Genomic DNA, 13840 nt, shown 5'->3' with positions numbered 1-13840 from the left:
GCCGCCCGCGGTACGGGCGCGCGCCCGCGGCCTCGCGGACATCTCCCCCTTTTCCCGGCATTGCCCCCATAGTGGGACATCCACCGCTCCAGACTCATTCGGCTTCCATCCGGGACACACTCCCCCACACCCGCCCCACCCAGCACCCCGGATCGCAAACCTCTCGTCACGCTGGGCGAACGCTCAGGCTAAGTTGTTCTGCGTCGACAGCGGGCCGGCGCCGTACGCCCGGCCCGGAAGCAAGCCGGAGAACGCCTGTGAGCAAGCCCACCAAGATCGTGCTCGACGAGTCGCGCATCCCGCGCAACTGGTACAACGTGCTCGCCGACCTGCCGAGCCCGCCCCCGCCGCCGCTGCACCCCGGCACCCTGCAGCCGGTGGGCCCGGACGACCTCGCGCCGCTGTTCCCCATGCCGCTGATCGAGCAGGAGGTCAGCACCGAGCGGTTCATCCCCATCCCCGAGGAGGTCCTCGACGTCTACCGCCTGTGGCGGCCGACCCCGCTGATCCGCGCCCGCAGGCTGGAGCGCGCGCTCGGCACGCCCGCGCGCATCTACTACAAGTACGAGGGCACCTCGCCCGCGGGATCGCACAAGCCGAACACCGCGGTGCCGCAGGCCTTCTACAACGCGCAGCAGGGCATCCGGCGGCTCACCACCGAGACCGGCGCGGGGCAGTGGGGCTCGGCGCTCTCGTTCGCCTGTGCCCAGTACGGCCTCGACTGCGAGGTCTGGATGGTGCGCGCCTCGTACGACCAGAAGCCCTACCGCAAGCTGCTCATGCAGGTGTGGGGCGCGACCGTGCACGCCAGCCCGTCCCCGGTGACCGAGGCGGGCCGCAAGGTGCTCGCCGACGACCCCGACTCCCCCGGCTCGCTCGGCATCGCGATCAGCGAGGCCGTGGAGGTGGCCGCGCAGCACGAGGACACCCGGTACGCCCTCGGCTCGGTGCTCAACCACGTGCTGCTCCACCAGACCGTGATCGGCGAGGAGGCGCTGGAGCAGCTCGCCGCGGTCGGCGAGACCCCGGACCTGATCGTGGGCTGCACCGGCGGCGGGTCGAACTTCGGCGGCCTCGCCTTCCCGTTCCTGCGGGAGAAGCTCGTCGGCCGGATGAACCCCGAGATCCGGGCGGTGGAGCCGGCCGCCTGCCCGTCGTTCACCAAGGGCGTCTACGCCTACGACTACGGGGACACCGCCGGGCTCACCCCGCTGATGAAGATGCACACGCTCGGCCACGACTTCGTGCCCGACCCGATCCACGCGGGCGGCCTGCGCTACCACGGCATGTCTCCGCTGCTGTCGCACATGTACGAGCTCGGCCTGTTCACCGCGGTGGCCCGGACGCAGACCGAGTGCTTCGAGGCCGGTGTCCGGTTCGCCCGCGCCGAGGGCATCGTGCCCGCGCCGGAGCCCACGCACGCCCTCGCCGAGACCATCGCCGAGGCGCTGCGGTGCAAGGAGACCGGGGAGGAGAAGGTGATCGTGACCGCGCTGTGCGGGCACGGGCACTTCGACCTCGCCGCCTACGACCGCTACCTGTCCGGCGCGATGGAGGACTTCGAGCTGCCGCAGGAGCGCATCGAGGCCGCCCTCGCCCACCTGCCCAAGGTCTGACCCAAGGTCTGAGCGGTACCCGGACCCTTCGCGGTCGCGCGGGAACCGTGGCGTCGCCGCCGGCGCCCCCGGATCGGCCGATCCGGGGGCGCCGGCCCGTCTGCGCCCGCGGGCCGGCCGCCGGGCGCGGCCGGTTCCTGGGCCTCCCAATCGGAGATCTTGAACTTTTATAGTGGTTGGCGAACCGCGGGAAGAGAGAAGAGCACGGTGCCCAGCAGCCAGCCGAGCGGGACGGCGTCGGTCACGTCCTCACCGGACCGGCGGTACGTCGTCAAGAAGGCCGACCCGGGCTGCTCGCGGCTGAGCAGCCCGGTACCGGTGCACGAACAGCTCGCCTTCCTCAACGAGGCGAGCCGACGCATCGGCACCACCCTCGACATCGCCGAGACCGCCCGTGAGCTCGTCGACCTCGCCGTGCCCCGGTTCGCCGACTGGGCGGCGGTGACCATCCGGGACCGGGTGCTGATCGACGGCGAGCTGCCGTACCCGCCCGCCGACGGGTCGGCCGTGGTGCGGCGCCTGGCGGGGGCCGTGGCCGGGCCACGCTCCGACGACTACGTGGTGGCCTGGCCGCTCGACGAGGTGACGACGTACCCGGCGTGGTCGCCGTTCGCCCGGTGCATGGCGAGCGGGAAGCCGATCATGTTCACCGAGGTCGACGCCGACCTCGCCGAGGAGCTGTCCCGGGCACGCGGCCGCGACGACGTGCGCCGGCTGCTCCATGGCGTCTCGCTGCTCATGGTGCCGCTGCAGGCGCGCGGCCGGGTGCTCGGCATCGTGTCGTTCCACCGGTTCCCCGGCAGCACGCCGTTCGACGAGGAGGACGTCACCCTCGGCGAGGAGCTCGCCGCCCGCGCCGCGCTGTGCATCGACAACGCGCGGCTGTACAGCCGGGAGCGCGGCACCGCGCTCGCGCTGCAGAGCAGCCTGCTCCCGGCCGACCTGCACGATCCGCTCGGCCTGCAGATCGCCTCCCGCTACCTGCCGGCGAGCGACCTCACCGGGGTGGGCGGCGACTGGTACGACGTGATCCCGCTGCCGGGCCACCGGGTCGCGCTCGTGGTCGGGGACGTGATGGGTCACGGCATCCGCGCCGCCGCCACCATGGGCCAGCTCCGTACCGCGGTGCGCACCCTGGCCTCGCTCGACCTCACCCCGGCGGAGGTGCTGTTCCGGCTCAGCCGGATGAGCCAGGACCTCGACGCCACCCAGATCGCCACCTGCATCTACGCCACCTACGACCCGGTGACGCGGGCCTGCACGATCGCCCGCGCCGGCCACGTGCCGCCGATCCTGCTGCTCCCGGACGGCGGCACGGAGGTGGTGGACCTGCCGCCGGGGCTGCCGCTCGGCATCGGCGGCGAGCCGTTCGAGATGCGGGAGATCGTGCTGCCGCACGACAGCGTGCTCGCGCTCTACACCGACGGCCTGGTGGAGAGCCGGGACCGGGACATCGACACCGGCATCGACAAGCTGCGCCGCCTGCTGTCGGTACGGCTGCGCGACCTGGAGGACATCTGCGACGCGACGATCGGCGCGCAGCGGCCCGGTGACGAGCGCGACGACATCGCGCTCATGCTCGCCCGGGTGCGCGAGCTCACCCCCGACGAGATGGCCGCCTGGACGCTCCCGGCCGAGCCGTCCGCGGTGCGCGAGGTGCGCCACGGGGTGCGCGCCACCCTGGACCGGTGGGGCCTCGCCGGGCTCGCCGACACCAGCGAGCTGATCGTGAGCGAGCTCGTGACGAACGCGGTGAACCACGCCCGCGGGCCGATCGAGGTGCGGCTGCTGCGCGGGCGTTCGCTCGTGTGCGAGGTGGGCGACTCGTCCTTCGCGATGCCCACCCTGCGCGACCCGGACACCGGCGCCGACGCCGGGCGCGGCCTGCGCCTGGTGGACCGGCTCGCCTACCGGTGGGGGCACCGGCCCACGCCCGGCGGCAAGGTGGTCTGGGCCGAGCAGCGCATTCTCTGACGACGGGTTACCGTCAAAAGGAGGAGGGAAGGTACGGCCGTCGCACCTTCTCTCTGGGGGGGACGGCCGTGCGGAGCACGGTGAACGCCAAGCGCGAAACGGTGAGCAAGAGATGAACCTCGACGTCCGCGACGCGTATCGGCGAGCTCTCGACGACTTCGGGCAGAAGGTCCATCTCGTCCGTCCGGATCAGTGGCACCTGCCCACACCCTGCTCGGACTGGGACGTCCACACCCTCGTCAACCACCTGGTGCGCGAGTGCCTGTGGGCGCCCCACCTGCTGGCCGGCCGTACCGTGGCGGAGATGGGGGACGCCCTCGACGGCGACCTGCTCGGTGACGATCCGGTGAAGGCGTTCGACCGGGCGGCCGCGGCGGCGGTGCTGGCGGCCTACGACGAGGGCGCGCTCGGGCGTGTGGTGCATCTCGCGTTCGGCGACGTCGCCGGCGAGGAGTACCTGTGCGAGCTGTTCGCGGACGCGCTCATCCACACCTGGGACATGGCGCGGGCGATCGGGCTCCCCGACCGGCTCGACCCGGAGCTGGTGGACGCCTGCGCGGCGTGGTTCGCCGCGGTGGAGGACTCCTACCGGGAGACCGGGGTGATCGGGGAGCGGCGCGAGCTGCCGCCGGACGCGGATCCGCAGAGCCGCCTGCTCGCCGCCTGGGGCCGCGGCCGCTAGCGGGCGTTCGGCCGCTTGCCGTGGTTCGCCTTCTTCTTCTTGCGGGCCCGCGCCTTGCGCGCTCGCTTCGCCATACGTCTCTCCCCTTCCGTCGGTCCGTGGTGTCGTCCGTGGCGCCGCGGTCGGCGGCGTGGCGGTAGGTACCCCGGTACGGCCGCGCCGAAGCGGCCGCCGCGGCATTTCACCATGATCAAACGCAACGCACGTGCCAACGTGTCATAATTTGTGGGAACTTGTGGGAACTCGTCACCGGCCGGCTCGCGCGGGCGGCGGCAGGAGGGGTGATGCTGGCACAGCAACGGCAGGAGGCGATCCTGGAGCGGGTGCGCCGGGACGGCGGGGTGCGCGTCGCCGACCTCGTCCGCGAGCTCGGCGTCTCGGACATGACGATCCGGCGCGACCTGGAGGTGCTCGCCGAGCGCGGGCTGGTGGAGAAGGTGCACGGCGGCGCCACGATCGCCGGGTCGGCCGCCACCCGGGAGCCGGGGTTCGCGGCCAAGTCGGTGCGCCAGCGGGCCGAGAAGGAGGCGATCGCCCGGCGGGCCGCCCGCATGGTACGGCCCGGCAGCGCGATCGCGCTGTCGGCCGGGACCACCACCTGGGCGCTCGCCCACCACCTGCTCGACGTGCCGGACCTCACCGTGATCACGAACTCGGTGCGGGTGGCCGACGTGTTCCACCGCGCCGACCGACCCGACCGGACCGTGGTGCTCACCGGCGGGGTGCGCACACCGTCGGACGCGCTCGTGGGCCCGGTGGCGGTCGCCGCCATCCGGCGGCTCAGCGTGCACACGCTCTTCCTCGGCGTGCACGGGATGAGCGTGCGCGCGGGCTTCACCACGCCGAACCTGCTGGAGGCCGAGACCGACCGCGAGCTGGTCGCCTCCGCCCAGCAGCTGGTCGTGCTCGCCGACCACACCAAGTGGGGCACGATCGGGATCAGCTCGATCGCCGCGCTGGAGGAGGCGAACGCGGTGGTCTGCGACACCGGCCTCGCCGAGGACGCGCGGTCCGAGCTGGAGGCCCGGGTGGGCGAGCTGATCCTCGTCGACCCGGTGCCGCGGCGCGAGGCGGTGGCGCGGTGACCGCACCGATGGACACGCCGCTGAGCACGCAGCCGGGCACGCGGGCCGGCACGCCGGGCCCGGTGGTGCGGACGGCCCGCCGTACCTCGACCCGGCTCGCCGACGGCCGCGAGCTGATCTACTTCGACGCCACCCCGGACGGGGTGCGCGACGTGCCGGACACCCGCACGCTGCCGCCCCGGCCGCCCGCGTCCGAGCTGCGCTACGACCCGCTCACCGAGGAGTGGGTGGCGATCGCCGGGCACCGGCAGAACCGCACCTTCCTGCCGCCCGCCGACGAGTGCCCGCTGTGCCCGTCGCGGCCGGGCCGGGCCACGGAGATCCCGGCGCCCGACTACGACGTGGTCGTGTTCGAGAACCGCTTCCCCTCGTTCAGCTTCACCCCGGTCGAGTATGAGCAGGTCGGCGGGCTGAGCCGGGTACGGCCCGGCGTGGGGCGGTGCGAGGTGGTGTGCTTCACCTCCGACCACGACGCGTCGTTCTCCTCGCTGTCCCCCGAGCGGGTGGAGCTCGTGCTCGAGGCGTGGGCGGACCGCACCGCGGCGCTCGGCGCGCTGCCGGGCGTGGAGCAGGTGTTCTGCTTCGAGAACCGGGGCGCGGAGATCGGCATCACGCTCACCCACCCGCACGGGCAGATCTACGCCTACCCGTACGTCACCCCGCGCACGCGGCGCATGCTCGCCGCGGCCGAGCGGCACCGGGAGCGCACCGGCGGCAACCTCTTCGCGGACGTGCTCGCCGCCGAGCGGGAGGCCGGGATCCGGGTGGTGGCGGAGAACCGGCACTGGACCGCGTTCGTGCCGGCGGCGGCCCGCTGGCCGTTCGAGGTCCACCTCTATCCGCACCGGCGGGTGGCGGACCTGACCGAGCTGGAGCCCGCGGAGCGGGCCGCGTTCGGTCCCCTCTACACCGACGTGCTGCGCCGGTTCGACGCGCTGTTCGGGGTGCGCATGCCGTACGTGGCGGCCTGGCACCAGGCACCGGTGCGCACCGGGCGGGACCTCGCCTACCTGCACCTTCAGCTGTTCAGCATCCGGCGGGCGCCGGAGAAGCTGAAGTACCTCGCGGGCTCGGAGTCGGCGATGGGCGCGTTCGTCAACGACATCGCGCCCGAGCGGGCGGCGCGCATGCTCCGGGAGGCGGCGGAACGCGTGGACCGGGCGCCGGATCCGGCCGGTCGCTGATCATCTCCGCCTGGCGGAAGCGGTGATCATAACAACCGGATATCCACAGGATCTCGACTTCGCCACACGAGCACGCTTCTTTACCAGTACCATCCATCGGCGTTGACCTCGTCTGACCGTTCGATGGAGGGGTGAACCGTCCTGCGTGCCGTGTTCCGCTGTGTTCTGTTCTGGTGCGCGGCCGTGCTCGTCGCCGTCGCGATCGGCCCCGCTCCCGCGGCCGCGACGGCCGAGCCCAAGCCCGAGTCCACGTCCAAGGCCGGCTCCACGGCGAGCGTCGCCGAGCTGCGCCGGGAGCTCGCCGACCTGGAGCGGCGGCTCGACCGGCTGATCCGCACCTACAACGGCAAGCGGGCCGAGCTGCAGCGGGCGCGCACCGAGGAGCGGGCGGCGCGGGAGCGGCTGCGCGACGCCGAGGAGGCCTACCGGGCCGCCGCGCGGCAGGTGGCCGAGCTGGCGAACCTGCGCTATCAGACCAGCGGGCTCGACCTGCCGAACGCGCTGTTCGGCCCGGGCCTGGGGAACGCCGCCGTGCTCGAGCACCTCGCCGCGCAGCGCACCGCCGCGCTCGGCCGGTACGCGGCGGCGCAGCAGGAGCGACGCACGGCCGCCGAGCAGGCCACCCGGCTCGCCGAGCGCATCCGCGACCAGGCCGACGAGGTGAACGCCGAGCGCAAGCGGGCCGAGCGGCTCATCGCCCGGATCAAGCAGCGGCTCGACCGGCTCGTGCCGCTCGCGCCGGGGCGGCTGCCCGGCGGCGGGTTCGCCCCCGAGCTGCCGAACGGCCCGGACAACATCACCCCGCGCACCCGGCTCATGCGCGACCTGGTCACCGAGCGGTTCCCGACCGGGTTCGCCCCCGGCTGCTTCCGCGCGGTGAACGACGGCGGCGAGCATCCGCTCGGCCGCGCCTGCGACTTCATGCTCAGCTCCGGCGGCGCCATGCCCACGCCGGACAAGATCGCGCTCGGCCACCGGATCGCCGAGTTCCTGATCGAGAACGCCAACAGGCTCGGAGTGAAGTATGTGATCTATCGTCAGCGTATCTACCACATGTCCAATCCGGGCTGGCGACCGATGGCGGACCGCGGAAGCATCACCGCCAACCACTTCGACCACGTGCACGTGTCGATGTTGTGAGCCCGCCCGCGGACCGAAGGAGTACCTGATGCTGTTCGACCTGCCGCTGGACCGGCTGCGCGAGTACCGCCCCGAGCGGGACGAGCCCGCCGACTTCGACGAGTTCTGGACCGCCACGCTCGAGGAGGCCCGCGCGCTGCGGACACCGCCCTCCTTCGAGCCGTACGACGCCGGGCTCGCCACGGTGGAGGTCTTCGACGTGACCTTCTCCGGCTTCGGCGGGCACCCGATCAAGGCATGGCTGCTGCTGCCCCGCCACATCGAGGGGCGGCTGCCGTGCGTGGTGGAGTACATCGGGTACAACGGGGGCCGCGGGCTGCCGCACGAGTGGCTCACCTGGAGCGCCGCCGGGTACGCGCACCTGGTGATGGACACCCGCGGCCAGGGCAGCGGCTGGCTGTCCGGGGACACCCCGGACCCGGACTCCGACGGCTCGCCGCAGACGCCGGGGTTCATGACCCGGGGCATCCTCGACCCGCGGCGCTACTACTACCGCCGGGTGTTCACCGACGCGGTGCGCGCGGTGGAGACCGCCCGCGAGCACCCGCGCGTCGACCCGGACCGGGTCGTGGTCGCGGGCATCAGCCAGGGCGGCGGCATCACGCTCGCCGCGGCGGCGCTCGACCGCAAGGTCGCGGCCGCGCTGTGCGACGTGCCGTTCCTGTGCCACTACCGGCGGGCCACCGAGATCACCGACGAGATGCCGTACGGGGAGATCTCCCAGTACTGCAAGATTCACCGCGACCACGTGGACCGGGTCTTCGACACGCTGCGGTACTTCGACGGGGTGAACTTCGCCGCCCGGGCGACCGCCCCCGCGCTGTTCTCGGTGGCGCTGATGGACGCGATCTGCCCGCCGTCCACGGTGTTCGCCGCGTACAACCACTACGCCGGGGAGAAGAGCATCGAGGTGTGGCGGTACAACGGGCACGAGGGCGGCGCGGGCTTCCAGCGGGCCGTCCAGATCCGCTTCCTCGCCAAGCTGTTCGGTGGCGAGGTCAGCGCCGGATGATCTCGTCGACGATCGGGTCGAGGCCGGACAGGTCGATCGGCCGCCGGGCGGCCGCCTCGGCGAGCCGGGTGAGCAGCCGGCTGAGCGCGGCGCGGTCCTGCTCGCTCCAGTCCGCGATGAGCCCCTCGAGGTAGTCGCGCCGGTAGCGGGTCACCGCCTCGAGCACGCGCCGGCCCTTGTCGGTGAGCATGAGCCGGGCCCGCCTCGCGTCCACCTCGGACGGGAGGCGGGCCACCAGGCCCGCGCCGATCGCGTCGGTGACGAACCGGCTCGCGGTCGACGGGTCGATGTCCATGTGCTCGGCGACCGCGCCGATGGTGACCTCGGACTCGGTGCGGCTCAGCTTGGCGAGCGCGTGCACCACCATCACGTTCGAGATCTGGATCGGGCGGTCCCCGGTACGGCGGGTGCGGAACGGCCGCGCCCAGATGCGGCGCAGCCGGAACAACGCGACGTCGATGGCGGCGCCGTGCGTCTCCATGAGGCTCGACCTCACATCCGGGGACGGGTCCACGGCGGGGTCCCCCGCGGCGTTCCCGATGGTGTTCTGCGTGGCGTTCTCCATGGTGTCCCCGGCCGTCCCGGCCCCGGTCGCGCGCATGGCTCAGCCGGTGAGGCGGATCGGGTTGACGATGTCGGCGAAGATGAGCAGGCCGCCCACGGCGAGGAGCACCGCCGCCATCGCGTAGGTGAGCGGCAGCGCCTTGGCGATGTCCACGTACCCGGGGTTCGGCCTGCGCAGCAGGCGGGCCCAGCCGCGCTTGACCGCCTCCCACAGGGCGCCCGCGATGTGCCCGCCGTCGAGCGGCAGCAGCGGGATCAGGTTGAACATGCCGATCGCCAGGTTGAACCCGCCGAGCAGCATGATGAACCCGGTGATCTTGTCGTCCACCGGCGCCTTGGAGGCGGCGATCTCACCGCCGATGCGGCCCGCGCCGACGATGCTCACCGGACTGTCGAGGTCGCGCTCGGCACCCCCGAACGCGGCGTTCCACACGCCGACGAGCTTCTCCGGGAAGTGGACGAGCGCCACCGCGGTGCGCGAGGTCATCTCCCACATCTGGGAGACCACGTAGCCCGGGCCCTGCTGCTCGCGGACGATGAGCGGCGCCACCCCGAGGAAGCCCACGTTCCGCTCGATCTTGTCCGGGTCGTCGAGGGACGGCCGGTCCTGGGCGATGAGGTTCGCGTTCACCGTCATCGGGCGGCCGTCGCGCTCGATGCCGATGGTGACCGGACCGGCGCCGTGGGCGCGGATCGCCCGGGTCGCCTGCTCCCAGCTGGTGACCTGCTTCCCGGCGATCGAGGTGATCCGGTCGCCGGCCTGCAGCCCGGCGAGCGCGGCCGGGCTCTTGGGGTCGGACGGCCCGCATTCGGGGTTCCGGCTCGCCTCCTGCTGGGTCTTGACGCACTCGGACACCGAGGCGACGGTGAGCGTCTGGACCGGCACGCCGATGCCCATCATGACGACCGCGAACAGGCCGAACGCGAGCACGAAGTTCATCGCCGGGCCGCCGGTCATGATGATGACCTTCTGCCACCACGGCTTGCGGTAGAAGACCCGGTTCTCGTCGCCGGGCCGGATCTCCTCCAGCGCGGCCTCCCGGGCGCTGTCGATCAGGCCCTGGAACAGCCCGGTGTTCGTGGCGCGCAGCTTGTTCGGGTCGTCGCTCGGCCGCGGCGGCAGCATGCCGATCATGCGGATGTAGCCGCCGAGCGGGATCCACTTGATGCCGTACTCGGTCTCACCGCGGCGCTTCGACCACAGCGTGGGGCCGAAGCCCACCATGTACTGGGTCACGCGCACGCCGAAGAGCTTCGCGGGGACGAGGTGCCCGATCTCGTGGAGCGCCACCGAGATCAACAGGCCGACGATGAATAGGGCGAAACCCACCACGACCCACGTCGTCGTCATCTCTGCCCACCCCTGCCCTGGGCGTGCCCGCCGCTGTCGAGTCGCACCTGACGAGGGTACCGAATCCCGATATGTGGAATCCGTAAGATCTCACGGCCGCCAGATCAGTACGAGCGCGCAGTCGTCGTTGTGGCCCGCGGACAACGCGGAGACGAGCCGCTTGGCGCCCTCCCACCAGGTGCCGGAGTGGAACACCCGCTCGGCCTCGCCGAGCAGCCGGTCGAGCCCGGCGTCGATGTCCCGGCCGGGCTGCTCGATCAGCCCGTCGGTGAACAGCATGAGCGCGTCGCCCTTGCGCAGCACGCCGCTGTCGGGCTCGCAGTGCAGGTCCGGCACGACGCCGAGCACCACGCCCTTCGCCGAGGAGATGCGCCAGGTCCCGGTGCCCGCGTCGAACTTCACCACCGGCGGGTGGCCGGCCGAGGTGATGGCGTACTCCCCCGTGGCGAGGTTGAGGCTGAGGTGCACGGCGGTGACGAAGCCCTCGCCCTGCCGCTGCCGGTGCAGGAAGGAGTTGCACGCGGGCAGGAAGTCCTGCACCGAGCCGAGCAGCCCGCCGAAGGTGCCGGACAGCAGCAGCGCCCGGGTCCCGGCGTCCACGCCCTTGCCGGAGACGTCGACCACGGCGAGCTCGAGCCGGTCGCCGTCCCGCATCGACACCACGAAGTCGCCGCCGAACGACGACCCGCCGGCCTGCTTGAGCACCACGCGGCCGCCCCAGTCCTTGGGCAGCGGCGGCAGGTCGCTCTGCGCCCGGAGCCGGTCGCGCAGCTCGAGCAGCATCGCGTCGCCGCGCAGCCCCTGCACGCCGATCTTGCCGCGGATGCGCGCCATGAGCGCGGCGAGCGTGCCGGTGACCACGATCGTGGCGAGCAGCCCCGGCCCGACGTGCCCGTCCTGCACCGCGGCGAGGTAGACGAGGGCGACCGCGACCGCGCCGAGCAGCACGGCGAGGCTGCGCGGCCGAAGCTGCAGGCCGCCGGTGAGGGTGACGAGGACGAGCAGGGACGGCGAGAACCACTCCGCCGACACCTGCGCCGCCGCGGCGCCGATCCCGAGGGTCGCCACGATCAGCGCGATCATCAGGTTGCGCTCGTGCGAGAGCACCCGGCGCACCAGACGGACGGCGGGCACGAGCAGCGGGACGCGCACCAGGATCGCGCGGAGCCGTGGAGGGATAAGCGGCGCCGGACGGGAACTCATGATGAACCGACTGTATTCGTTTCACCACCGCCCCGGCACCCCACTTGACCAATACCTTGATCACGTCGCCGCCGATATTGAGTAGCCTGGACAGTTTGCCGCTTTTAACGTTGACCGGGAGTCAGCACACGGAGAAGGACGTGACCATACGATGAGCGAGGAACGTCACCGCCCGGCCCCGCCGTACCCGATCCGCCCGCTCACCGAGGACGAGTGGCGGCGGCTCGTGGAGCTCGACGAGGAGGCGTTCAGCTCGCCCCATCCGCCGGAGGCGCTCGAGCACGTCAAGCAGATGCTCGAGTTCGACCGCACGCTCGGGGCGTTCGACGGCGACCTGCTGGTGGGGGCGGCCGCCGCCTACAGCCTCACCATGACCGTGCCGGGCGGGCCGATCCCGGTCGCCGGGGTGACCTGGGTGGCCGTGCTCGGCTCCCACCGGCGCCGGGGCGTGCTGCGCTCCCTCATGCTGCGCCAGCTCGACGACCTGCACGAGCGCGGCGAGCCGGTGGCCGCGCTGTACGCCTCGGAGGCCGCGATCTACGGCCGGTTCGGGTACGGCAGGGCGGCCGACACGATGTTCTTCCGCATCCCCACGCACGGCTCGGCGTTCCGGCCCGACGCCCCGGCCGACCCGAACCTGCGGCTGCGCATCGCCCGGCCCGCCGAGGTACGGCCCGCCCTGGAGAAGGTGTTCGGCGAGGTCGTCACCACGCGGCCCGGCCTGTACGCGCGGTGCGCGGGCCGGTGGACCGGGGTGCTGCGCGACGACGAGCACGCCCGCGGCGGCCTGGGGCCGCTGCGCTGCGTGCTCGCCGAGGACGACGGCGGCCCGCGCGGTTACGCGCTGTTCCGGGTGAAGCCGGGCTTCACCGAGTGGGACGTGCCGGACGGCGAGGTGCGGCTGAAGGAGCTGTTCGCGGTGGACCCGGCCGCGTACGCCGCGGTGTGGCGCGCGGTGCTCGACCGCGACCTGTGCGCCCGGGTGGTGGCGCCGCACCGGCCGGTGGACGACCCGCTCGTCCACCTGCTCGCCGATCCGCGCCACCTCAACGCCGGGATGCGGGACGACCTGTGGGTGCGCGTCGTCGACGTCGGCCCGGCGCTCACCGCCCGCCGGTACGCGGCGCCGGTGGACGTGGTGCTCGAGGTGCGCGACCCGGTCTGCCCGTGGAACGAGGGCCGGTGGCGGCTCGCCGCCGACACCGCCGGCGCCACCTGCGAGCGCACCACCGCCCCGGCCGACGTGGAGCTTTCGGTGAACGTGCTCGGCTCCGGGTACCTCGGCGGGCAGCCGCTCACCCCGTACGCGGCCGTCGGTGCGGCCCGGGAGCTCCGGCCGGGCGCGCTCGCGGCGCTGTCGGCGGCGATGTCCTGGGAGCCCCGGCCGTGGGGCGGCCTCATCTTCTGACGTCACCCTCTGACGCTGTGCGCCGACGAGCGTGCCGGTCGGCGGTCTCGCTGGGAAGGCCGATGGGCCGGCGACACGGCGCCGACGAGAGGCCGGGGCCGGGTCCGCGAGTCCGCGCACGGCGGCCGGGCCCGGCCACCTCCGTGCCGATCCGCGCCCGGTCCGTGCCCGGACGCGGTGCGCGGGTCGGTATACGCCGCCGCGTACCCGCGTGCCCCACCCGGTGTCGCGGCGGCACGCGCCGGGTTAGTCTGCGGACATGGCACTGCAGAGCTTGCAGATCGACGCGGTGATCGCGATGCGGGCGCGGGACGTCTCCCGGCCCACCCGGGAACACCAGGAGGCGGCCGACCGGCGGCCGCTGCGGGACGAGATGCCGCGCAGGCCACCCGCGCACACCAGGCGCAGGAACGACTCCTGACGGTCGGCCGGCGGGCCGGCGTGACGGCTCGCCGGGAGCGATCGCGAAGAAGCCCCGGCATGGCCGGGGCAAACCACACAGTCCCGGCATGGCCGAGGCAAACCACACAGTCCCGGCATGGCCGAGGCAAACCACACAGTCCCGGCATGACCGGGGCAAATTACACAGCCCCGGCCATGCCGGGGCAGGTCACACCGTCT

13 protein-coding genes are annotated in these 13840 nt (G+C 72.9%); 9 read left to right on the top strand and 4 right to left on the bottom strand.

Features of this window, described 5'->3' with window-relative positions:
- Positions 1–257: 257 nt before the first annotated feature.
- The 3 genes from FHX40_RS05560 (at position 258) to FHX40_RS05550 (ending at position 4272) form a co-directional block, all read left to right on the top strand.
- Positions 258–1616 carry a TrpB-like pyridoxal phosphate-dependent enzyme gene (locus FHX40_RS05560; RefSeq protein WP_142258617.1) on the top strand — a complete coding sequence of 453 codons (1359 nt, stop codon included), beginning with the start codon at positions 258–260 and terminating at the stop codon, positions 1614–1616.
- A gap of 207 nt (positions 1617–1823) precedes the next feature.
- On the top strand, positions 1824–3590 hold the full coding sequence (locus FHX40_RS05555) for an ATP-binding SpoIIE family protein phosphatase (RefSeq protein ID WP_142258616.1): 1767 nt from the start codon (positions 1824–1826) through the stop codon (positions 3588–3590).
- 112 nt (positions 3591–3702) lie between these two features.
- On the top strand, positions 3703–4272 hold the full coding sequence (locus tag FHX40_RS05550; protein WP_142258615.1) for a TIGR03086 family metal-binding protein: 570 nt from the start codon (positions 3703–3705) through the stop codon (positions 4270–4272).
- Here FHX40_RS05550 and FHX40_RS26220 read toward each other — a convergent pair.
- A complete protein-coding gene (locus tag FHX40_RS26220) occupies positions 4269–4346 on the bottom strand; it encodes a 50S ribosomal protein bL37 (RefSeq protein WP_142261558.1) in 78 nt (25 codons plus the stop codon). The two genes, FHX40_RS05550 and FHX40_RS26220, sit on opposite strands and share 4 nt — an antisense overlap.
- A 210-nt stretch (positions 4347–4556) precedes the next feature.
- Between FHX40_RS26220 and FHX40_RS05540 the strand changes: the two genes are divergently transcribed.
- The 4 genes from FHX40_RS05540 (at position 4557) to FHX40_RS05525 (ending at position 8693) form a co-directional block, all read left to right on the top strand.
- Positions 4557–5357, top strand: coding sequence for a DeoR/GlpR family DNA-binding transcription regulator (locus tag FHX40_RS05540; RefSeq protein WP_142258614.1), 801 nt, complete (start codon positions 4557–4559; stop codon positions 5355–5357).
- A complete protein-coding gene (gene galT / locus FHX40_RS05535) occupies positions 5354–6541 on the top strand; it encodes a galactose-1-phosphate uridylyltransferase (RefSeq protein ID WP_229789098.1) in 1188 nt (395 codons plus the stop codon). Before FHX40_RS05540 ends, galT begins: the two co-directional genes overlap by 4 nt.
- Before the next feature lie 150 nt (positions 6542–6691).
- Positions 6692–7681: a VldE C-terminal domain-containing protein gene (locus FHX40_RS05530; protein ID WP_142258613.1), complete on the top strand. Its 990-nt coding sequence runs from the start codon at positions 6692–6694 to the stop codon at positions 7679–7681.
- A 28-nt stretch (positions 7682–7709) separates the two neighbouring features.
- Complete coding sequence (locus FHX40_RS05525; RefSeq protein WP_211350173.1) at positions 7710–8693, top strand: acetylxylan esterase; 984 nt, start codon at positions 7710–7712, stop codon at positions 8691–8693.
- Here FHX40_RS05525 and FHX40_RS05520 read toward each other — a convergent pair.
- The 3 genes from FHX40_RS05520 to FHX40_RS05510 form a co-directional block, all read right to left on the bottom strand.
- Positions 8680–9294, bottom strand: a complete 615-nt coding sequence (locus FHX40_RS05520) for a MarR family winged helix-turn-helix transcriptional regulator (RefSeq protein ID WP_229789097.1) — start codon at positions 9292–9294, stop codon at positions 8680–8682. The genes FHX40_RS05525 and FHX40_RS05520 overlap by 14 nt on opposite strands.
- Positions 9295–9297: 3 nt before the next feature.
- Complete coding sequence (locus FHX40_RS05515) at positions 9298–10608, bottom strand: M50 family metallopeptidase (protein ID WP_142258611.1); 1311 nt, start codon at positions 10606–10608, stop codon at positions 9298–9300.
- A gap of 90 nt (positions 10609–10698) precedes the next feature.
- Positions 10699–11811 (bottom strand): PP2C family protein-serine/threonine phosphatase, encoded by a 1113-nt coding sequence (locus FHX40_RS05510; protein ID WP_142258610.1) that lies wholly within the window; start codon positions 11809–11811, stop codon positions 10699–10701.
- 151 nt (positions 11812–11962) lie between these two features.
- Here FHX40_RS05510 and FHX40_RS05505 point away from each other — a divergent pair, with 151 nt between their 5' ends.
- A complete protein-coding gene (locus tag FHX40_RS05505) occupies positions 11963–13219 on the top strand; it encodes a GNAT family N-acetyltransferase (RefSeq protein ID WP_142258609.1) in 1257 nt (418 codons plus the stop codon).
- 259 nt (positions 13220–13478) lie between these two features.
- Positions 13479–13640, top strand: coding sequence for a hypothetical protein (locus tag FHX40_RS24970; RefSeq protein WP_170198724.1), 162 nt, complete (start codon positions 13479–13481; stop codon positions 13638–13640).
- Positions 13641–13840: the final 200 nt, after the last annotated feature.

This window comes from Thermopolyspora flexuosa (assembly GCF_006716785.1).
Taxonomy (GTDB): Bacteria; Actinomycetota; Actinomycetes; order Streptosporangiales; family Streptosporangiaceae; genus Thermopolyspora; species Thermopolyspora flexuosa.
This window is presented reverse-complemented; position numbering and strand designations above follow the sequence as displayed.